Below are 21,517 nucleotides of genomic sequence, written 5' to 3'. Positions count from 1 at the left end.
AGATTCGAAACGGATTCAAAGACTAAGCATTGCGGAATTTATTTTGAAGGCGACGCGTCCGTTCAGCCCAAACAAGTGGATATCGGGGACAGAGCGTCGTCGTCACAATCTTCTTAAGCTTTTCGTGCTGAACTCTCTCAATGACGAAGCCACCGAGATCAAAACCGCTCCTTCGTGATACCGAAGCCCCGATCCGCTCAAAGCCGCGGCGGAAGCGCAATCCCGCACAGCCGCAGCTTTTGATCGATCCGATGCCTGATCGCGTCGAGCCAGCGCTTGCGCAGCTACAGGCGCATCCACCCAAAGGTGACCAGTGGAGCTGGGAGATCAAATGGGACGGCTATCGTCTGGCCGTTCATATCGCGCCAACAGGAGTCCGCATCCTCACCCGTGGCGGCCATGACTGGACGCACAGGTTTCCTGCGATTGAACAGGCAGCCAAAGCGCTTGGACCAGCGACGATGATTATCGATGGCGAGGCGGTCATGCTTGATGATGAGGGGCGGCCGGATTTTGGCCTACTGCAGAAGTCATTGGGTGCTTCGGGCAGGGCTGCCGGTAATCGAGCCTCTGATGCTGTCCTTTACGCCTTCGACCTGCTTTATCTGGATGGCCATGATCTCAGAGAGATGGAGTATCGCTCGCGCCGCCATCTTCTTGAAGACACATTGAAGGGATGTGAGGGTGCTATCCGTGTGTCGGAAACCCTCGACGCCAAACCCGACGTTTTGCTAGAACACGTTCGCAGCCTTGGCCTTGAGGGCATCGTCGGCAAGAACATCGATCAGCCCTATCGCTCCGGCCGCACCGGCGACTGGGTGAAGATCAAATGCGTTGCGAGCGAAGCGTTCATGATCGTGGGCTTTGAGCCATCGACGGTATCACCTAGCGGCTTCGCCTCAGTGGTATTGGCTGCCTACCGCGGTGACGAGTTCGTCCACATCGGAAATGTCGGCACAGGCTTCAAGGAAGCTGAGATGACAAAGCTGCGTAAGATGCTGGACAGGCTGCGCTGGAAGCAAAAGCAGCCGCCTGTGCCCTACCCCGAAAAATCGGATATCGTCTGGGTCGAGCCAACCCTGATCGCCGAGATCGAGTTCAGAGCCTGGACTGGAGACGGCAAATTGCGACATGCTTCTTATAAGGGTCTGCGGGAACGGCAGGACAACGCTGAGGTTTTCCGGCTCGACTAGCGAAAATCTTCTGGTGCGGTACAGTCATGCTGACCGTAAGAAGAGATGGACGACATCCCATGTGCAATCTCTACAACATCACAACGACAAGCGACGCCGTGCTTCAGTTCACCAAGGCGTTCCGCGATGCCGCACGCTGGAATGAACCTTCGCTCGATGTCTATCCAGGATACAAGGCACCTGTCGTCCGCGTGGGCGAGGATGGCAAACGCGAAATCGCAAGTCTCACCTGGGGCATGCCCTCACCTCCCGCCTTCGTAAAAAGCTACGACCCAGGTGTCACTAATATCCGTAATGTAACATCACCCCATTGGCGGCGGTGGCTAGGGGCAATCAGCCGCTGCGTCGTGCCATTTACATCATTTGCAGAACCGGACCCTGCAAGCAAAGTGCCAGGGGGCCGCGTTCCGAACGCGTGGTTTGCAAGAGATGACAGTCGTCCACTGATGTTCTTTGCGGGCTTTTGGACCCCATGGAAAGGTGTCCGGAAAGTTCGCTATAGCGAGCAGGAATACGAGCTCTTTGGGTTTCTAACGGCGACGCCAAACGAAGTCGTCAGTCCGATCCATGAAAAGGCCATGCCAGCGATCCTGACGACACCAGAGGAGGTCGATCTGTGGCTGACAGTGCCTTGGGAGGAGGCCAGAATGCTTCAGCGACCGCTTCCGGGCAACATGCTGGTGATCGTTCCGCCACCCATCGCGGTGAAGAAGGAAGACGAGCTCATTCTATTTTGATGTCAGTCTCAGCCTAGACCAGGATCACGGTCGTAGCACTATAAAGAACGATGTGCAGATCCCGGATCATCGTCGTTGCGGTCGAAAAGGCTTGAGTGATTTCAGACTCGTCACGCCATCCTGCCCATCGGCTGAAGGCGAAAGACCGCAATTGGCCCTTAAGCGGACGTTCTTTAAGGCATTCCTCGGAAGTCTAAAATGAGGGTAGAATGCGCGCAGTTTCCTCATGCAGTCGGGTGACATCGACTTGCTTTCAGAGGCTATCTCACATTTTTTTAAAGGGCATCAAGCTCGGCGCCAGCCTTGCTGGCCTCGAACACCTTCTTCCCCTCTCGCTGGACGTAAATGAGACGCCAGAATGTGTTCTTGTGATTTGAATTAGCCGAAAGCTCGACTGTGCTGGCATCTGATTTGTAAGTCCGAAACCAATTAGCCTCGTTCTGGCTAAGGGAGTACGCAAAATTTTCCGCTCTACCATAGAAGGTATCGCTGGGCCGACGTTCGTACACCCCAGTTTCGGTATAATTCTTTGCCAGAGAAGCAGCGAGTTGATTGTAACGGTCAATGATGCGGGACCCATACTGGTCATTGACGAACTCTTCCCCCAGAACCACGATACGCCAGAGGCGATCGTCATGCCCGAACGACAGCATCACAAGCTTCATGTCAGCTAGCGCCTTGGGCAAAGAAGTCGCGACGTAAGTTTTGCCGAACGTCGTGTTATCCGCAGGACGCAGTACAACACCGAGTTTTTCGATTTCAGAAGCACTGACCACCCATTTAAGGCCGAAAGGGGCGGAAGCTTCCTGAGCGAGAACCGGCTGAATCAGTGTCATTAGAAGGAAAGCGAGAAAGGCCAATGTTTTTTTCATAGCGCGTCACCGTCCTCCACTGTTTCCTGACCCATGGGAGTCGCGGACCGCCCCTCAGATAGCCGGTTCCAAGTAAAACCATACCGTTCAGACAGCAGCGCAAATCGAAGCTGGGAAATACTCAATTCTGCTGTTGCAGCATTTGCTAAGGCGATTGCTGGGACTAACCCACCGGTGTACCGACTCGCCTCAGCGCTCAAGCGGTCGCGCTCGCTTGTTGCTGCGGCTAGGTCTGCCCCGATGGCAGCAATCCTTCTTTCGTCCGGCTGATGGAGCTCACCATTCAAAGTATAGTTCAGGTCGATCCGCCGCAGGAAGCTGAGGCGCTTCTGTTACAGCATGGCAGCGGTCACCTTCAGCGTTTCAATGCGAACATCGATGAGGCTGCTGATCGCACCGCCGTCGTAGCGGGCCTTTTGCGCTTCTGCCGTAGATATCTCGTTTGCAATATTAACGAGGTCTCGGTCCAAATCTTCAGTGCTAGGATCACTACCAGCGTAGCTGATGAGAGTCAGGCCGCCGCCTAGGAAAATTAGGCAAGCAACTGCAGTTGCAATGATGGTTTTCATGAAAGCCCCCTTCCATATAAACGCTTCAGTATCCGGCCGCATACAAAGACGCAAGCGCCACCTACCACTCAACTTAACTGTTGCATGAAAGTGAAAGCAGACAGCAAGCTTCCGGGATTTCAGGCATGGCGTCAACGACTAAAATTGGGGCCAGAGGCGAAACTGATCGAAGTGTGCCGCTACGCCTGCATCTGGCGCAAAGCTGCCGTAGCCACCGCTTTGAATGGAATCGAACCTCTGTTCCGGTCGTGTGACAGCAGTAGCGGCATCAACTTTCTTCCAAATTGAAATCATACGCTGTTGTTGGACGAATGCTGCCTCGGCCCCCAAAGCGGTCAAGCTGACTGGCATAACCAGCCAGGAAGGAACTATATTGGCCCGCGCCAGTTACCCGGTCTGCTACGAAAAAATTGTAGAACACCGACCGCTGTGCTTGTAACAGTTCGTCGACGAGGGGCGATTTTGCAGAATTACCTTTTTAGATGGCCTCCTTTTGGGAGGATGCGATGGCCGAATTTACCACCGGCCTTCGCAACTGAGTTTGTTGGATTAGCCTATGAATAAAAGCAGACCGACGCTGTCGATGGATCGACTGCTGGAGTGGTCGACCGATCACCGCTTCAGTTTGTTGTCGCAGCTCCTGATCGTCAGTGCCAGTGTTGTGCTCGTCGGTGTCTTTCGAGCCTTATTGATCACAGCGTTATTGCCTTGGCTCTTTTTCATCCCTGTCATTGTGATGAGTGGCCTCATTTTCGGACGGGCCGCCGGCTTGTACGCAAGCTTGTCTTCAACGATCGTCGCTGCTGTGACTATTGGAAGCTTTTCGAATCCCCTTTGGCTCACCGGTCCGCAGTGGGCCGGCAGCATCCTGTTTCTGGTTGTGACGATGGGACTGGCGTGGCTCGCTGCGGAATTGCTGGCGGCGTTTCGGCGTTATCGGAAGCTGGTGGAACAGCACGCCGCGACCAACGCCGAGCTGAAGCAATCCGAAGAACAACATATTCTGCTGAATCACGAACTGGCACACCGTCTCAAAAACATTCTCAGTGTCGTGCAGTCGGTTGTCTTCCAAACCCTTCGGCAAGCCCAAGACCTCCCTTCCGCCAACAAGTCCTTGTCTGCCCGGCTTGTCGCACTTGGAGACGCCACCGCTATCTTGACGGCCAATTCCTGGTCCCATGCCGATATAAAGGTTCTTATCGATAAGCTGCTCTCTCACCATGGGGAGATCGGACAGCGAATAATCGTAAATGGACCGCCCCTCGTGTTGAACTCTCAGGTCGCACTCGCGTTTGCCCTGGCACTTCATGAGCTTGCAACAAACGCCGTGAAATACGGTGCATTATCCAATGAGAAGGGCCGTATCGATCTGTCGTGGTTCATCGATAGGTCGCAGTTGCAACCTCATCTAAGGTTCAAATGGCAGGAGATCGATGGTCCTCCGGTGGTAAAACCTGCTAGTCGTGGATTTGGCTCAACTATGATCGAACGATCATTGGGTGCATACTTCAAGGGTGATGCGAAACTCGATTATCGCCCATCTGGCTTGGTGTTTGAAATCGACTGCGACCTCTCAGCAGCGGGAATCATCGAAGGATAACTATGGGACAGAGTAGACCGATCAACACTCACGCAATCCTTCTTGTCGAAGACGAGGCTATCGTCCGTTTCGGGCTAGCAAGCTTCTTCGAGGATTATGGTTACAGAGTTTTCGAAGCAAGCGATGCCGATGAGGCCATTCGGATTTTAGAGCGAGAGAGTTCTATACGAATTGTGTTCACCGACGTCCAGCTGCCTGGTGCAATGGATGGTCTGAAACTCGCCCATTATGTCCGCGAAAGATATCCGCCAACGCTTCTACTTTTGACGTCTAGCTCCAATCCCGTCGATGCGAAGTCGCTTCCGTCTAATAGCCACTTTATTGCGAAGCCTTTCGATCCACCTCGCATTCTACAAGTGATTGAACGCCTGACGAATTGATTGGAAGGTTTGTGCTTGCCTGCCCCAGCCAATTTCCACACAGGGCGGCTGTGATAAAGATATCTCTCTCCGCCGCTTTTCTGTTTCATAGAACGTTCGATGGAACTTGCTTCCATCCGATTAGTTCTGCGCAAAGGGAAGATCGGGGAAAATTTTTTATGATACAGCGCGCACCCAACCTCTCTAGATTTCTGGCGCATGATGCGATTAGACAAGCTGCACGGCAAGCATCTATCCCAGCTGTCGATAGCGACAAAACCTTCGATCATCTGCTAAATCAACTTCACGACAGTGAACTGAATACCAGTTCAACGAGACCGATGGATCCGCGGGCACCGAGATTAAAATCAGGTGCAGTTTAGATAAAATATTCGTAACTCCAGTTACGGATGCCAGCGTCGTTTAGTTGAAGCTCCGATAAAATTAGTATTTACTCACGCCTCAGCGTTCCTTCATCCCAAAGGCAAAAGCATGACCGTTCTCAAGATCGTGTCGACCAATGAAAAGTCGCTGGCTGATGAAGCTTCAAGAGAGCGATCAGACCTCGATTTCCTGCACGCAATCAGCCTGGACCTGATTGTCGAACATGACATCGAAACTCTTTATGGGAAGATCGTCGATGCTGCGATTGCGATCACAAAATCGCAGTTCGGGACGATGCAATTGTTGCGCCCTTCCGATGATGGATCGGAATCTGGATTGCAGCTTCTGATCTCGCGTGGCCTCGCACCCCAGGATCAGGCGGTCTGGGCGTGGGTAAGCCCGAAAGCCTATAGCAGTTGCACTCTCGCCCTGAAAACAAATCGACGGTCCATAATTCCGGACTATGAGAGCTGGAGCGACATCGCTGGGACAGAGGACCTCCTCGCGTTTCGCAGAGCCGGAATACGCTCTGCACAGACAACTCCTCTTTTCTCCCGAAGCGGTTCGCTACTTGGCATGATCTCCACACACTGGTCGGAGCCACACGAACCGTCTGAGCGCGACCTCCGCATGCTTGACATTTTGGCGCGACAGGCAGCCGACCTTCTTGAGAGAACCATAGCGGAGAAGGCTATCCTTGAACGTGAGAAGGAGTTGCAGAACAAGGTCGCCGAACTCAACGCCGCGCAAGACCTTCAGAAGCTCCTTACGAATGAACTCGGCCACCGAGTGAAAAATCTGTTTGCGATGGTCAGCGCAGTCGTCTCGCAGACACTGCGCGGTTCGAGCGAGCATCTTCGGACCCAGACGCTGCAGCAGCGGCTGATTGCGTTAAGTTCGGCTCATGACATTCTCCTGCAATCCAACTGGCAATCGTCGCAGTTAGCCGCTGTCGCAACCGCGGCAATCAATGGAGCCGGTGTATCTGGGCGCATTAGAATGACTGGTCCATCAGTCGAACTGGGCTCAAAAGCTGCGCTCAGCCTAGCCTTGATCCTACATGAGCTGACAACCAACGCCCTGAAATACGGCTCTCTGTCTGTTGGTGGAGGATGTGTTGACCTCACCTGGCGTTTGGACAGGGTGGGCAATGACGACGTGCTGAGGCTCTCCTGGAGGGAGACCAAGGGCCCGGAAGTTTCTCAGCCGTTGGCCAAGGGATTCGGCTCCAAGCTGGTCAGTGCCGGGCTTAATGGCTTGGGCGGCGTCATCGTGGTTTATGACAAAGCCGGTTTGTTTTGCGAGATGAGTGCTGCCGTTTCCCAGCTCCAGGGTGCGGAATGATCCCTACTCATGCATAAGCACGTCCATTCGCAACAGAACAGCCGATGACTATGCACTTAGCGGCCTGATGCTGCGAATGCTTACACAACAGGCTTGAACAGGGGCTGCGATTGCAGTCGCTGGTGCGGCTTTGATCAGGCTCAAGCAAAAATGTGTTTGATGCCAGTAGCTTGCTCCTGTGCGGACATCAGCTCCTTTCGTAAGACGGCGTATGTAAAAGTCTCGGGAAAAGCTGTCAGAATATTAGCGTACACGCAAGAACCTTGGCCGATTGACCTTGACGCCGGAGGTTGTCGACTTAGAGGTTTCCCTCTTTACCGTTTGGAGGGATAAACCATGAAGACACTGGGGCTGGTATCAGCATTTGTTGGCAAAACATTCGCTGCGTGGGTGGTGCTGTTTGCCTTTCTTGGCTTCTTCTTTCCAGACACATTCAAGCAAATTGGCCCATGGATCGTCACGCTGCTATCCATCATCATGTTCGGTATGGGCCTTACCCTTTCTCTGGATGATTTTCGAGAAGTCGTGAAGCGGCCCTTCGACGTGATGATTGGGGTCCTCGGTCAGTTCCTGATCATGCCGCTGCTTGCCGTTTTGCTGACAAAGCTCATACCGATGTCTCCAGAGGTCGCGGCCGGAGTGATCCTTGTTGGTTGCTGCCCTGGTGGCACCTCCTCGAACGTTATGACCTATTTGTCTAAGGGAGACATCGCGCTATCGGTTGCCTGCACATCGGTTACGACGCTTGCCGCTCCGATCATCACGCCCTTTCTCGTCTGGATGTTCGCCAGCCAGTATCTGCCTGTGGATGGCTGGGCGATGTTTATGAGCATCATCAAGGTCGTGTTGGTTCCGCTGGCGCTCGGTGCCATTCTCCAGAAGCTTCTACCCAGCTTCGTCAAGGCTGCTGTGCCTGCGCTACCGCTTGTCAGCGTCATCGGCATCGTTCTCATCGTCTCTGCTGTTGTCGGTGCATCAAAGGCCTCCATCGTTCAGTCAGGCCTGATGATTTTCGCCGTCGTCATCCTGCACAATGGTCTTGGCTATCTGCTGGGCTTCTTTGCGGCAAAGGCGTGCGGCCTAACGCTTGCAAAGCGTAAAGCAATCGCCATTGAGGTCGGCATGCAGAATTCTGGTCTCGGTGCCGCGCTTGCCACCGCTTATTTCTCTCCGCTCGCGGCTGTGCCCAGCGCGATCTTTAGCGTCTGGCACAACATTTCTGGTGCGCTGCTCGCCAACTGGTTCGCGGGACGTGAGCAAAAGGTTCGGTAGCTTGTGATTTTTGCATGCCTCTGAAGCCGAATGACGCAGGCAATGTTGCAACCTAGCATCAATTCGCCTGCTGGATGAGGTCTGCTACCTTGTGAACCTTCGTAATGTCGTCTTGGATCATTGCGGAGGCTTCGCATCGCTTAAGAGCGACAGCAGAATGCTCGAGCGACGCGTTCCTAAATTCGGGGTTGTTGAACTGCGCAAGTATTGCGAATGTTTTCTGTAGCCGCAATGAAACCTCGACGAGCGCGGCGCCATCTCGGGCAATCGGGAGGAACAAGTCGTCGAACAGATCTTCGACCGTTACAGGCGCAACGAACAGCTTTGGGTATTCCACGTCTTTTGTTTCCGACTTTCCATCCAGCACTGCCAGTACACGTGCAGCTCTGGAGATGACGTCGATTGCAGTCCCTGGATCGTTGACGGCTGGCGACAACGCTCTGGAGGCGATCTCCGACAACACCGCTGCACCGAAGCGAGGATCCTGATCGAACGACCTCACATCTCCAACAGTAAAGGCTGCCGCAAGCTTTTCGCGAGCATCTTCGGGAAGCTTACCCGTGACCCATGCCAGTGGCGTTTTGGGCGCAACTAACTTGCCAGCGATTGCGACAACGGCAATCTCTACGTCGAATTCCTCCGCTATTGCAGAGAGAACGCCGGCATCGACATGCTGAACATATCCAACGCTTTCCTGACAGATCGGCAAGTTGGGTTCGCGCGTTCTCGTGTCGTGTTCGCTTAATCTATTGCCCCCAAGATGCGGCATCTCGATCCATACCCTCAGCGCTTCCACTGTCGCTCGCTCGACGCGTTCCGTCGTTTCCGTGACTCGGCCGAGTCGCGAAAGATGGTCGATCCATCGCAGTAAGGTGACGATGATGAGAACGATGACACCGAGGGTCACGACAAACAGGATGACGCGTCCCCTGTCCCCGTACGCCCCCGTTGTAAGCGCAATGATCCCGACGAGACTGAAGAGGAATGAGCCTACAAAGGTCGCCAGCACGTTCTGTGTCGTACTGTCTTCCATAACCAGCGTTGTGGCTCTTGGCGTTACGTTTGTGGTTGCGGCGGAATAAGCCGATACCATCGTGCTCAGGGAAAAAGTCGTGACCGTCAACATGCTCGAAGCGATGATGCCGAGTATTTTATCAACCGCATCGGCACCAATTTTTGTCGGCAACTCCTCGGGAATGTAGGGGGATAGTGCGACCGCCAGCAACGCGGTCAAAACGCCCGCGATCGAAAACAAAGTGGCCCTGAACCAAATTCGCCGGACCAAACGCCCAAGCCACCATCGCCACTTTGATTTCATTTCAGCAAAGCTCCAAGCAGGTGATCACCCATGCGGACGTAGCGTCGAGTGGGTGATGATTATCGTAAGGCTGAGCCCTTAGGCAGTGTGCTCAGGAGCCCCGTGCACAAGCTGGAATTCCGGCGAATGCACGAGGTGCAGATAACGTTCAAACTGAATGAGAACGTCGCTGATGATCTGATCCTGCGTCATACCCATAAGATCATAGCCGCTATTGCCGCTTGAGAAGAACGTGCGTGCTTCGTAGCGGTACTCCGCTTTTCCTGCCCGGATCGTCGTGAAACTTGCGACGCGATGCTTCTGCACCGTGACACCGTAGATGAAGTCACGAACATCAGAGGCTGGGCATCGAAGTGTGACAAGACCGGGAGCTTCACGTTCGACCTCCGTCGGGCGACCTCTCGATTGCAGTTCTGCCGCGACCTTGTCTAAGGCTGGAGCCACCTTCTCGTCGATGAAACGAACGACTTCTTTCTCGGTGGTCGTTGCAAGCATCAGTGCAAGACGACGCTGCCAAGTTTGTCCCGACGCCGGCTCTGCCGGTACGGCGTTGCGGGCGCTATGAACCTCCAATTGCGCAAGATCCTGCTGCATCCCAAGATAAAGAGAAACCACAAGTGCCAACATGACGAAAGTGAACGGTAGAGCACTCGCGACGGTCGCGGATTGAAGTGCACTCAGTCCACCTGCCATGAGCAGGCAGGCTGCAACCACGCCCTCCATGGAGCACCAGAAGACGCGTTGCCCTGTGGTCGTTTCGGTTTCTCCACCGGCCGCAATCGAATCGACCACAAGCGCGCCCGAATCCGCTGACGTGATGAAAAAGATGCAGACCAAAAGAACAGCCAGTGTCGAAGTAAGTCCCGAGAGAGGCAGATACTCGAAAAAGCGGAAGAGACCGACCGATACGTCGTCTGAAATCGCGGCACCCAGCGCTCCTGAAGCCGCACCAGTGTCAATGAACATTGCAGTATTACCGAACACCGTCATCCAGAAAAAGGTGAAGCCTGCTGGGATGAATAGCACGGCGGCGATGAACTCACGAACCGTTCTGCCGCGCGAGATGCGGGCAATGAACATACCGACAAACGGTGACCAGGATATCCACCAGGCCCAGTAGAACAGCGTCCAGGAATCGATCCAGGGCGTCGGCTCATAGGCGTAGATGTTAAACGTCCTGAGAACGAGAGTGTCGAAATACAAGCCGAGGTTCTGCACGAAATCCCGGAAGAGCTGCGTCGTCGGTCCTGTCACGAGGACAAAAAGCATCAGAAGGACGGCGACGACGAGGTTGGTCTCCGACAGAATGCGCACACCCTTATCAAGGCCGGTCACCACAGAGACGGTCGCCATCGCGGTGACGAGGACGATCAGAACAAGCTGGACAGTCGTACTGATTGGCACGCCCAGAAGGTGATTAAGGCCTGCGTTGATCTGCGCGACACCAAGTCCAAGCGACGTCGCGATACCGAACATAGTGCCGACGATGGCGAAAATATCGACCGCGTGTCCAATCGGACCGTTGATCTTGTTCTTGAGCAGTGGGTAGAGGCCAGAGCGAACGGTCAGTGGAAGATTATAGCGATAACCAAAATAGGCAAGAGACAGACCAACGACGGCATAAATGGCCCAGGCGTGAATGCCCCAGTGGAAGAAGGTCACGGTCATGGCTTCGCGCATGGCCGCCACGGTCTTCGGTTCGGCGGTCGGTGGTGCTAGGTAATGCGTCATGGGCTCGCCGACGGCGTAGAACATCAGTCCAATGCCCATGCCAGCGGCAAATAGCATTGCGATCCAAGACAAGAACCTGAACTCTGGAACAGAATCGTCCGGGCCTAGTTTAAGATTACCAAACCTACCGAAGCACAAAAGCAGCATGGCGGCGAGAAATATGCCAACAGAGAGCAGATAGAACCATCCGAAGGCACCAAGTATCGAGCCTTGAATGGCAGTGAAGAGAGCCTCTGCTTGGCCAGGGAGTGCGATCCCAATTGCCACGAACAGGGCGATGATAATGACTGATCCGTAGAATACGGGCGGATTAATGACGAACGATTTCATACGTTTGAACGTGCCCCCTCATGCATATTGCTCAAATCGATTTTCAAATATCCTCTTTGAGTCAGGTAAGAGTTTCGACAAAAGATCGTCACAGATTGGACATCTTTCGGTAGGGGAAATGCATTAGCTTGGAATTGGCTCCATCGCGGTCTTCCGGCCGCTCGTTCCGGAGGCATGTTGACGCCGTCATGTTGACCAGGCTGGCGCTCGCCCGTATCCAATGTGAATGACATCTACGACACGCAGTAAGAGATCGGTCCCATCCCGCCTCGAGATTTTACAAATGAAGTTGCGGCGCATCGAACGTGGGCGCGACGCTTGGGCGCTACGTTGGCAAGCCATTTTGGCCGTCATCGATGTCAGCATCATTTCGTTCTTTATATTCGGCCCGTTTCTGCGCACCGGGCCGTCTTACCTGATCATCGATTACATGATCGCGATCTGGATAACGGCGGAGTTGCTTGCGCGCGCATTTGCAACCGGCTCACTCGGTGTGTTTCTAAGGAAGCCGATGACATGGATCGATCTTGCCATTCTCGCTACGTTGCTGTTTCCGAACGCCCTGTTCAATTTCGCGTTCCTACGAGCCATGCGGCTTTGGGCTGTTGGTGAAAGTCCGCTCTTTGCCGTCATTTTGAACAAGCTCGGTTGTCACCATTACAAGGATGTGGCCCGTGCGTCGTTAAACTTCCTCGTCTTCCTCTTCATGGTGACAGGATTTGTCTACACGACGTTCTTCTATCACCAGAGCGGTCTCGTCGGCTTCGTTGACGCGCTCTACTTCACGGTTGCGACGATGACCACGACGGGATTTGGCGACATCACGCTGCCTGGCCCGCTTGGTAAGCTCACGTCCGTCGTCACTATGATTGTCGGCATCTCCCTCTTCGTCAGGCTGGCGCAGTCGATCGTGCGACCCTACAAGGTGTCCTATGCATGCGAAAAATGTGGTCTGCAAAGGCACGAGGTCGACGCCGTTCACTGCAAAGCTTGCGGGCATTTGTTGAACATTCCAAACGATAATGATTGAGCCAAAAACGCTCAGAAGTATGCGTTTTTATCTGAGAACGATATCGGTTTTTGTGGAAACCTAATCAGAGGTTTAGTATAAGGCTGTCCTACAGCGCGTGCTGCGTGCGCTGCGGGTTCCCCCGAAATCCACGGAGACTAAGATCAACTTCCAACTTAGGGAGGGTGAGCCTGTGTCTTCGACATCAAATCCAGGTCGCATCAATTCCACACTTCGCAAGTTTCTCGACAGCGAGTCCTCCGGCGGCCTCGTCCTTATGGCGGTCGCCCTTCTGGCGATCATGACGGCGAACTCGCCGCTGGCGGAAAACTACTTTCACATCCTGCACGTCTACATCGGACCTCTCAGCCTTCAGCACTGGATCAACGATGCCTTGATGGCGGTGTTTTTCCTGATGGTTGGTCTTGAAATCAAACGCGAGATGCTGGATGGCCAACTCTCCACCTGGAGCCGCAGGGTTTTGCCGGGTGCGGCTGCTGCGGGCGGTATGCTATTCCCCGCACTCTTCTATGCTCTGCTGAACCGCGACAATCCAGTCGCCTTGCAAGGATGGGCCATACCGACAGCGACTGACATCGCCTTTGCCCTCGGCGTCCTCTCACTGTTCGGATCACGTGTTCCGACGTCGCTGAAAATATTTCTTGCGGCGCTTGCCATCATCGATGACCTGGGAGCTGTCATCGTCATCGCCCTGTTCTACACAGCAGATCTGAATCTGATCGCTCTCATAGGCGCCGCCCTCGTTTGGGGTAACCTCTTTATCTTCAACAAGATGAATGTAAAGGTGCTGTGGCCGTATCTGGTGCTCGGCGCCGTGCTCTGGGTGCTCGTCTTTGCCTCTGGCGTTCATGCCACACTTGCTGGCGTGATGCTGGCATTGACCATTCCATTGAAGCTCACCCCTGGCACCCCGGAAGCAACGACGGACAAGTCTCCACTGCATCACCTAGAGCATGCGCTGCACAAGCCTGTTGCATTCATCATTGTGCCGATCTTCGGCTTCGCCAATGCAGGCGTTTCGCTTTCTGGCCTAAGCCTTTCGGTCTTCAGCGAGCCGTTGACAATGGGCGTTGCAGGCGGCCTCGTCATCGGCAAGCTGGTCGGCGTACTTGGCGTCGTCACATTGCTGGTCAAGCTAAAATGGGCTCAACTTCCAGCGCAGGCAAGCTGGGGCCAAGTGACCGGTACAGCGCTTCTGTGCGGTATTGGCTTCACGATGTCGCTGTTCATCGGCCTGCTCGCCTTCAACGACCCGGCTGTGCAGGATCACGTCAAGATCGGGATACTCATGGGGTCGCTGGTATCAGGTGTCGTTGGGTCCATCATCCTGACCGTATCGAGCAGGCGTAAAAAGAGACAAAACCCGGAATGATCAAGTTACGGCGTAACCACCCTGCGTCGCCACCGTGCCAAACGCAATGTTTGAAATGGAGGCGACGACTGCTATTGGCGCAAAGCCGCCTTAACCACCGCCTTGATAGGATCAGAACCCCCGACAACATAATTTTGCTTAGCTAAACCTTTGGGTAAGTTGACGTCTTCGGTATCAACCGCTAAGCGATGAACTTGATTAAGTCACAACCGATGTCCAGAGCCTTAATGTTCCACATAACATGTGATGCAACCGGCAAAATTTCCGCCCTTTTCGTGCCGCATCAACTTCGGAAGCGGCGGCTAAGAGGATGACAACCGCTCGATCTGACGGAGAATGAATCTCGGATCGAAAGGCTTGGCGACGAACATCGCGCGATCCGGAAGATCGCTGTCCGTCACTTTCACGGCTCCCGATGCGATCACCAGAACGGTTGGTGGGTAGCGATCACGGACATAATGAGCAAGCCGCAATCCATCCATAGAACCGGGCATCTGGATGTCGGTCAAAACGATCTGGATGATCGGATTTGCTTCCAGCACCGCAATGGCGTGGTCGGCGTCTTCTGCCTCAAAGACCACGAAGCCACGATCTTCGAAGAAGTCCATCAGGTCGTGACGGATGAACACCTCGTCCTCAACGATGAGAATGGTGCGTGCCGTGTCTGCCTGGCCCATTATGCAGTCTCCAATTCGCCCGCCCCTGAAAGAGGCGCATCTATTCTAAACTCGACGCCTTCGACCGGGTAGCTAAGCGACGTCATTCCTTTGAAGTAAGAGCGTAAGGAACGCTCGATCATTCGAGACCCGAAGCCTTTTCGAGTCGGAGGAGAAACCGCTGGTCCTCCCCGTTCTTGCCACAGCAGGGATAATTGCTGATCGCCCTCGACGGGCGTTACTGACCATCCTAACGTCACGGAACCACTATCGTTGCTCAGTGCTCCATATTTCAGAGCATTTGTGCTCAGCTCATGGATAGCCAGAGTCAGGGCAAGGGCTGCCTGAGGTGTCAGACGGATACGTGGACCTTCGACATCGATCCGGTCTCGCTTCCCATCGACAGCGGTCAGTCCTGCCTCAACAACAGCTTTAAGATCAGCGACCTCCCATGAGGTAGCGGTCAGTACGTCGGTGGCGCGCCCCAGTGATGCCAGGCGTGACGAGAAGGCGGCGGATGCATCCTCCAACGTCGTCGCGTCCCGCAGCGTCTGATTGGCAATCGACTGAACGATCGTCAGAACGTTCTTCAAACGGTGATCGAGCTCGCCGTTGAGAAGGCGCTGTTGCTGGCGCGCTTCTTCCAAGGCGCTATGATCGCGAGAGACGGAAAGGATGCTCGATACGGTTCCGTCCGGGTCCGTGATTGGGGATACCGAAACCGACCAGAATTTCGGCGTACCGAGATAGGTATCTGCAAATGCTTCGAAGTGTGTCGATTTTCCCTGCTTCGCCGCGGCAATCGCGTTCTTCGCCAACTCCCCACCAGAACCTTTAAGAAAATCCGGCCATGGGCAACCTTTGACGGAATTGAAGTCGCTGATCTCCATGACCTTCATGCCGCCCTCGCTCATGAAGGTAAGCTCTCCTTCAAGATTGAGGACCTTGATACAATCGGTCGAAGCCGCGAGAACGCTTCTTAGAAAGCTTGCATTGCTATGAGCCTCCTGCTCGGCGCGACGCCGTTCTAACGCTGTTCTGGTTCGGTTGGCAGCGTCAGCGATGAAGGCGATCTCGTCAAGGGTCCAGTTGCGTGGCTTGTCGTCATTCACATAGAGAACCGCAACAGTGCGACCATTTTCAACAACGGGCAGATTGATCAGGCTTCGAACGGAAACGCTTTCCAAAGGAGCCGTGTCCGCCGATGTGCGAGGATCGAGACGAATATCGGAAATGACGACGGTACGCCCGTGTCTCAGGTCGACGGCATAACCGCCATAATCGTCCATTCTGTAGGTACCGGCCAGACTTGGATAGCCTTCCGCCGTCCAGTCGGTGGGAACGATAAACGTTTCTCCGTCGGTACCGACTGTTCCATAACCAACTCGCCCGACGTTGAGGGACTTGCCGATGAGGGCAGTCGCGGCATTCGTCATTTCATCGAGATTGGTCGATGCGGATAATATTCTTGCGAGTTCGACAAGTGCTTCGCGTCTCTGCTCGGCGCGAATACGGTCGGTAACTTCAAGAAAGATCACAGTGAACCGATCGTCGCCCGCTGGTTGACAGACGCCGTCATACCATCGTTCGAGCCTGCCAACCTGACGGGTGAAGCGAATTGGCTCCCCTGTCTCGACGACCCTTGCGAACTCCAGTACCCACTCGTCTTCAATGCCTGGAAATATCTCGCGAATCGTCCGGCCCAAGGCACGCCCAGGCTCTATCCCCACGAGATCATACCAAGCGTCGTTTACCTCGTCATATCGCCAGTCAACGATTTGACCTTCGGAGTTTCGCACCACTTCGCCAAGGATGAAGCCCTCTTCCAACGTCTCGAAGACTTGACGCCACTTGGCTTCGTTAGCCCCAAGGTCTGCAAGTGCCTTGTCGCGCTGCTGTTCCGCTAGGACACGCGCGGTCGTTTCAAGCGTAACGTTGAGAAGGCCGGCCACATCTCCTTGTTCGTCGCGGATCGGAGAATAGGAAAACGTCCAGCAGGTCTCCTCGGGATAGCCATGGCGCGTCATCGTCAACGGCATGTCGGTAAAGCTGGACGTTTCCCCTTCGAAGGTTGCGTCCACAAGTGCTTCAATGTCTGGCCAAACATCGGACCATACTTCGCGCATGGGCATGCCCATTGCCTTTGGATGGCGAGCACCGAGCATGGGTACGTAGGCTTCATTATAGAGAAACGTGCGTTCAGGCCCCCATGCAATGCACATGGCGTGTCCGGAACCCATCATTATGTCCACTGCAGTAACAAGACTTTGCGGCCATTTGTTGCGCGCGCCTAGCGGTGATGAACCCCAATCGACCTGACTGAGCAATTCTACCGCGCCACAACAGCCTCGTTTACTCTCACCAATGTGTGCTTGTTTCAATCTCGCTACCACTTCTCCAAGGAGGATGGTGTTATTACACAACCGCTCTTTTATGCATTAAAGTAGGAGGTCGTTGAAAGGAAGCGGAGCTAGCGACAAAACAAAACGTCTGGGTCCGCATTTCCGGAACGTCTAGAATTTTCCAGTTTCGCTGAATTTTCTACGCGACCGAAGATGGGATGGTGGTTTGATAGACGCTCGTTGTTTGAGGGAGCTATTGCGGCGCAAATCTGGAGTGACAATCGACGTTCCAAGTGTGGCGCTCGCTTTCCATCCAATGAACAAAATCGGCATATTCCTGTTCGGGATGGCCGTATGAGCTGCCAACAAACTGCTCTAAAGCTTTCCTATCCCGGATAAATATCTCGCCTCGCGTTGAACGAATGTAGCCGTCTCCCTCCAACACGTGCAACGCTGTCGTAACGCTTGGACGGCGAACGGCGAGCATAAGTGCAAGATACTCATGGGTAAGTGCGATCTTGTTCCCCCAAATCCGATCATGGCACATCAATAACCAACGAGCCAAACGGACCTCGACCTTGTCAAGAGCGTTGGAATGGGCCGTACAAGCTGCCTGGATCAAGAAAATATGAGCGTACCAACGAGCCATTTGCGCGACGATTGGATCGCATAACATGATTTCTTGAAACGCATCTGCCCCATCCGGAACCCATCTCCTTCGCATTGGACGATAATGTCGAATGGGCTCCGATCAATTCCAAAGCTCAACGCCAAGGGAGCAAAACCGTCATTGCCAATGATGCCGGTTTCCGACATGCGACCTTTGCTTGACGAGACGATGACCGATCCGACCCCGGAATTCATGAAGTAGACGAATTTGATAATCTCGCCTTTGGACGCGATGCGGTAGCCTTGCACCAGCGGCACGAGTTCTAGCTTCGAAAAAAGCCGTCGCCGTGATGGAGCGGGCAACATCGTGAGTAGCTGGTTCTGCGAATGGGAGTAAGGAGTGCTGGTCATAGCTCTCTCCCCTTGGGGCCAGAGCGAATAGGCTCTCAGCCGTCTGCGCCCTCATCAATCTGCAAACGATAGTCGACGCTAACACGCATAACAATCACTGTCGAATCAGTGGATTATTTTGGGTGACGGCAGTCGACGGCGTCGGCCTTTGTGGAGAAGGTCCGCGTCAGGCGCGAACCTGAAGTTCTATTCCTTGTCCATGGCGTCTACAACCGACCTAGACTCGTCCTTCGCAGTCACCAAACGGTCGTTCCCCCCGGTTATCGTAGACGCAAGGCTACGCGCATCATATGGCTTGGCGATGACCACAGCATGCTTCTGATCTCTCACCGACGCGGGATCGCCCGTCGCGAACACGATCAAGGTAGAGGGATGTCGGTTTTTCGCTTCTTCCGCAAGCTGAACTCCTGACGCGCCCGGCAAGTTGACGTCTGTCACAAGGACATCGATTGCCATCGTCTGAAGAGCAGCTCTGGCTTCTTCGGCACTTTCCGCCTCGACCACGATAAGACCTGCATCCTCCAGCATCTCTGCCGTATTCATCCGGATCAAGCCATCGTCTTCGACAAGCAGGACGGTCTTGCGACCAACTTTCTCCCCTTCCGAAGGATGCATGCCAAGATTAATCGACTGAGTGCCTCTTTCGGACTTTTTCGGCAGAGCTTTTCGCTGCGCTTGGTTGGCGAGGACATGCCGAAACTTGCGTGCCAACGCCTCACGCGTATAGGGCTTCGAGAGAAGTTCGACGCCCGCATCAAGTCGACCCCCGTGAACGATTGAGTTCTCCGTATATCCGGAAGTGAACAGGACCGCGATGTGGGGTAGCCTTTCCTTCGCCTTGCGAGCCAGCTCTGGGCTTTTCATTGTTCCGGGCATGACGACGTCGGTGAAGAGGATGTCGATTGGAATGCCGCTATCGATGACGGTAAGGGCCGAATCCGGATCCACGGCCTTGAGCGTGCGGTAGCCGAGATCTGTCAGCATGGCGACTACGGTCTCGCGAACCTCGGCGTCATCCTCCACGACGAGAACCGTTTCCGTACCGCCCACGATTGGTCCGTTGTCGACAAGGACTTCAATGTCTTCAGCGTCGAGTGCGCGAGGCAGATAGAGCTTGATCGTCGTACCATGCCCTACCTCGGAGTAAATCTTGATGTGGCCGCCGGACTGCTTCACGAAACCGTAGACCATGGAAAGGCCCAGTCCGGACCCTTTCCCTTCAGCCTTGGTCGAGAAGAACGGCTCGAAAACCTTTTCGATGATCTCGGCCGACATGCCGGAGCCGGTATCGGACACAGCCATCATCACGTATTGACCAGGCACAACCTCTTCATGCGTTCGTGCGTAATCGTCATCCAGATGGGCGTTGGACAGTTCGATCGTCAGCTTGCCCCGACCGTCCATGGCGTCGCGCGCATTGATGGCAAGGTTGAGCAAAGCGTTTTCGATCTGCGTTGGATCGATGAAGGTGTTCCACAGTCCTCCACCCACTACGGTCTCGACTTCGATGGCTTCTCCGATGGCACGACGGATCATGTCGTCCATGCCTTGGACGAAACGACTTACGTTGACCGTCTTGGGTTCCAGTGCCTGCCTGCGGCCGAACGCGAGGAGCTGGCTTGCCAATTTCGAACCGCGTGCCACGCCCGCCATCGCGTTTGCGATCTTCTTTTCCGCACGCTCGTTACCAGCAACATCCTTGCCAAGGAGTTGGAGGTTTCCAGAAACGACCTGAAGCAGGTTGTTGAAGTCGTGCGCAACGCCGCCCGTCAGCTTGCCCACCGTCTCCATCTTCTGGGCTTGGGCAAGCTTGACCTCGGTCTGCCGCCTTTCGGCGATTTCGGAAATAACGCGAGCCTCGAGGTTCTCGTTTAGTTGTCTGAGCTGTTCCTCCGCCCGTTCACGGTGACGAACCTGACGCGACAGCATCTCCGCTTGCTCTCGTAAGGAAGCTTCTGCCGCCCGCTGGTGTGAGATGTCGGTATGAACGCCGACCCACTCGACGATGTCGCCTTTCGATCCGATGATTGGGAGCGCCCTGATCGCAAATTGACGCCACGCTCCATCGTGGCGTCGCACGCGGTGCTCGTGAATGAACATGGATTTGGTGGCGACGGCCTCGCTCCATGCGGCTACGCTAGCCTCCTGGTCTTCAGGATGAACAGCACTTGCCCAACCGAAGCCCTGGTACTCGTCAAAAGACTGTCCGGTTAAATTCGACCAGCCCGGCTGCTCGCCCATCATCTGGCCGTCCGCAGTATTGGTCCAAAGCACTCCGTGAACCGCATCCATGGCTGTCCGGAAACGATTGTTGCTGATTGCAACTTCCGCTTCGCGAACCGCCCGCTCCTCGATATCTATCCCAAGTATGAAGACGCCGGAAATGCTGCCGTTGCGCTCATACCTTGGTACATAGCGGATCTCGATGCGTCGCGGCGATCCGCCGGCATGGGCGATGTCCGCTTCAGCGACGACAGTCTCGCCTTGGAGCGCGCGCTCGATATCGGGGCGGCGGTTCTGGTAAGCTTTCTCGCCGATGATATCGGCGACCTTACGGCCGACCATCTCTTGCGGATCAGTGCCGAACCACTCCTTGTAGGTGCCATTGGCGAAGGTGTAGACGTGGTCATGATCAACGCAGGATATGAGCATTGGGACAGCGTCGGTGACGCCGCGCAGCTCTGCTTCGCTGTCAGCGAGCCTCTTCTCCATGTCGATGCGATCGGTGTTGTCGACGACCGTGCACATCACGCCGCCCACTGATCCACTTGCGTCGTAGACCGGCGTGTAGAAAAGATCGAAGATGAAGTGATGCTCGCGACCATCACGTACAAGCGTCAGGGGTTGGTCCTGGTAGGATCGCAGCTCGCCGCGCATCCCCGCCTGTATCATCTCCCTGTTCCAGTCCCATATTTCCGGCCATACGTCGGCGACATCGCTTCCAAGCGCCTGAGGATGCTTGGGACCTGCAATCTTACTGTAGGCGTCGTTGTAGAGCATGATGCGCGAGGGACCCCACATCACCACCTTCGCAACCGGCGAATTGACGATATTCGCAACGGTCGTGCGAAGCTCGATGCTCCAGCGTTCAACGGCGCCCAACGGCGTTTGAGACCAATCCTTGTCCCTGATGTAGGCACCACATTCTCCCCCGCCAATAGGCCAAGCGGTAGCAAGCGCTGCTGGAGCGACCCCGCGCAGAGCACGTAGACCCGCGCGGACGACTTCGCTCGCATTGGCATATTCGCCACTTGCCAGTTGTTCGTTGATATAACCTTCCAGTTCGGAAGTGAGCGAAACATTGCGGGTGAGACGGTGTGCCATTTCTCCGGTATGGCACGGAGTAAATATCGTGTCAATTTGTGCCACAGCATGTCAAATTATGTAG

At 54.6% G+C, this 21,517-nt stretch carries 17 protein-coding genes; 8 read left to right on the top strand and 9 right to left on the bottom strand.

Features of this window, described 5'->3' with window-relative positions:
- The first annotated feature begins 140 nt into the window (after positions 1 to 140).
- Entirely contained in the window at positions 141 to 1,193 is a 1,053-nt protein-coding gene (gene ligD, locus CFBP5473_RS21565) for a non-homologous end-joining DNA ligase (protein WP_136954422.1), read from the top strand.
- Positions 1,194 to 1,252: 59 nt separating this feature from the next.
- Positions 1,253 to 1,930 carry an SOS response-associated peptidase gene (locus CFBP5473_RS21560; RefSeq protein ID WP_027677127.1) on the top strand — a complete coding sequence of 226 codons (678 nt, stop codon included), beginning with the start codon at positions 1,253 to 1,255 and terminating at the stop codon, positions 1,928 to 1,930.
- 275 nt (positions 1,931 to 2,205) lie between these two features.
- On the opposite strand, the gene CFBP5473_RS21555 is transcribed toward CFBP5473_RS21560, so the two are convergent.
- A complete protein-coding gene (locus CFBP5473_RS21555; protein ID WP_027677128.1) occupies positions 2,206 to 2,802 on the bottom strand; it encodes a hypothetical protein in 597 nt (198 codons plus the stop codon).
- Between the two features lie 332 nt (positions 2,803 to 3,134).
- The gene (locus CFBP5473_RS21550) at positions 3,135 to 3,371 is read right to left on the bottom strand and encodes a hypothetical protein (protein ID WP_027677130.1); all 237 of its coding nucleotides are present in this window, start codon (positions 3,369 to 3,371) and stop codon (positions 3,135 to 3,137) included.
- A 556-nt stretch (positions 3,372 to 3,927) separates the two neighbouring features.
- Between CFBP5473_RS21550 and CFBP5473_RS21545 the strand changes: the two genes are divergently transcribed.
- The 4 genes from CFBP5473_RS21545 (at position 3,928) to CFBP5473_RS21530 (ending at position 8,330) form a co-directional block, all read left to right on the top strand.
- Positions 3,928 to 4,971, top strand: a complete 1,044-nt coding sequence (locus tag CFBP5473_RS21545) for a sensor histidine kinase (protein ID WP_084631841.1) — start codon at positions 3,928 to 3,930, stop codon at positions 4,969 to 4,971.
- A gap of 2 nt (positions 4,972 to 4,973) precedes the next feature.
- Positions 4,974 to 5,351, top strand: coding sequence for a response regulator (locus CFBP5473_RS21540; protein ID WP_027677131.1), 378 nt, complete (start codon positions 4,974 to 4,976; stop codon positions 5,349 to 5,351).
- A 471-nt stretch (positions 5,352 to 5,822) separates the two neighbouring features.
- The gene (locus CFBP5473_RS21535) at positions 5,823 to 7,058 is read left to right on the top strand and encodes a sensor histidine kinase (RefSeq protein ID WP_051441432.1); all 1,236 of its coding nucleotides are present in this window, start codon (positions 5,823 to 5,825) and stop codon (positions 7,056 to 7,058) included.
- Positions 7,059 to 7,394: 336 nt separating this feature from the next.
- Positions 7,395 to 8,330, top strand: a complete 936-nt coding sequence (locus CFBP5473_RS21530; protein WP_027677132.1) for a bile acid:sodium symporter family protein — start codon at positions 7,395 to 7,397, stop codon at positions 8,328 to 8,330.
- 58 nt (positions 8,331 to 8,388) lie between these two features.
- On the opposite strand, the gene CFBP5473_RS21525 is transcribed toward CFBP5473_RS21530, so the two are convergent.
- Positions 8,389 to 9,648 carry a DUF2254 domain-containing protein gene (locus CFBP5473_RS21525; RefSeq protein WP_027677133.1) on the bottom strand — a complete coding sequence of 420 codons (1,260 nt, stop codon included), beginning with the start codon at positions 9,646 to 9,648 and terminating at the stop codon, positions 8,389 to 8,391.
- Positions 9,649 to 9,726: 78 nt separating this feature from the next.
- Positions 9,727 to 11,709: a BCCT family transporter gene (locus tag CFBP5473_RS21520; protein WP_027677134.1), complete on the bottom strand. Its 1,983-nt coding sequence runs from the start codon at positions 11,707 to 11,709 to the stop codon at positions 9,727 to 9,729.
- A gap of 283 nt (positions 11,710 to 11,992) precedes the next feature.
- On the opposite strand from CFBP5473_RS21520, the gene CFBP5473_RS21515 reads away from it, so the two are divergent.
- The gene (locus CFBP5473_RS21515; protein WP_234881914.1) at positions 11,993 to 12,739 is read left to right on the top strand and encodes a potassium channel family protein; all 747 of its coding nucleotides are present in this window, start codon (positions 11,993 to 11,995) and stop codon (positions 12,737 to 12,739) included.
- 172 nt (positions 12,740 to 12,911) lie between these two features.
- Positions 12,912 to 14,111 (top strand): Na+/H+ antiporter NhaA, encoded by a 1,200-nt coding sequence (nhaA, locus tag CFBP5473_RS21510; protein WP_027677136.1) that lies wholly within the window; start codon positions 12,912 to 12,914, stop codon positions 14,109 to 14,111.
- A 302-nt stretch (positions 14,112 to 14,413) separates the two neighbouring features.
- Here nhaA and CFBP5473_RS21505 read toward each other — a convergent pair whose 3' ends face one another.
- The 5 genes from CFBP5473_RS21505 to CFBP5473_RS21485 all read right to left on the bottom strand — a co-directional run bounded on the left by CFBP5473_RS21505 (position 14,414) and on the right by CFBP5473_RS21485 (position 21,453).
- Positions 14,414 to 14,788 carry a response regulator gene (locus tag CFBP5473_RS21505; protein ID WP_027677137.1) on the bottom strand — a complete coding sequence of 125 codons (375 nt, stop codon included), beginning with the start codon at positions 14,786 to 14,788 and terminating at the stop codon, positions 14,414 to 14,416.
- Positions 14,788 to 16,989 (bottom strand): PAS domain-containing sensor histidine kinase, encoded by a 2,202-nt coding sequence (locus tag CFBP5473_RS21500; RefSeq protein WP_210163878.1) that lies wholly within the window; start codon positions 16,987 to 16,989, stop codon positions 14,788 to 14,790. Before CFBP5473_RS21500 ends, CFBP5473_RS21505 begins: the two co-directional genes overlap by 1 nt.
- A gap of 373 nt (positions 16,990 to 17,362) precedes the next feature.
- Complete coding sequence (locus CFBP5473_RS25750) at positions 17,363 to 17,656, bottom strand: helix-turn-helix domain-containing protein (RefSeq protein ID WP_413228995.1); 294 nt, start codon at positions 17,654 to 17,656, stop codon at positions 17,363 to 17,365.
- 71 nt (positions 17,657 to 17,727) lie between these two features.
- Positions 17,728 to 18,129, bottom strand: coding sequence for a cyclic nucleotide-binding domain-containing protein (locus CFBP5473_RS21490; RefSeq protein WP_051441435.1), 402 nt, complete (start codon positions 18,127 to 18,129; stop codon positions 17,728 to 17,730).
- Positions 18,130 to 18,315: 186 nt separating this feature from the next.
- Positions 18,316 to 21,453, bottom strand: a complete 3,138-nt coding sequence (locus tag CFBP5473_RS21485; RefSeq protein ID WP_084631845.1) for a PAS domain-containing protein — start codon at positions 21,451 to 21,453, stop codon at positions 18,316 to 18,318.
- Positions 21,454 to 21,517 lie beyond the last annotated feature (64 nt).

This window comes from Agrobacterium larrymoorei, assembly GCF_005145045.1.
GTDB lineage: Bacteria > Pseudomonadota > Alphaproteobacteria > Rhizobiales > Rhizobiaceae > Agrobacterium > Agrobacterium larrymoorei.
Note: the sequence above shows the minus strand (reverse complement) of the source record. Positions and strands in the feature narration are given on the sequence as shown.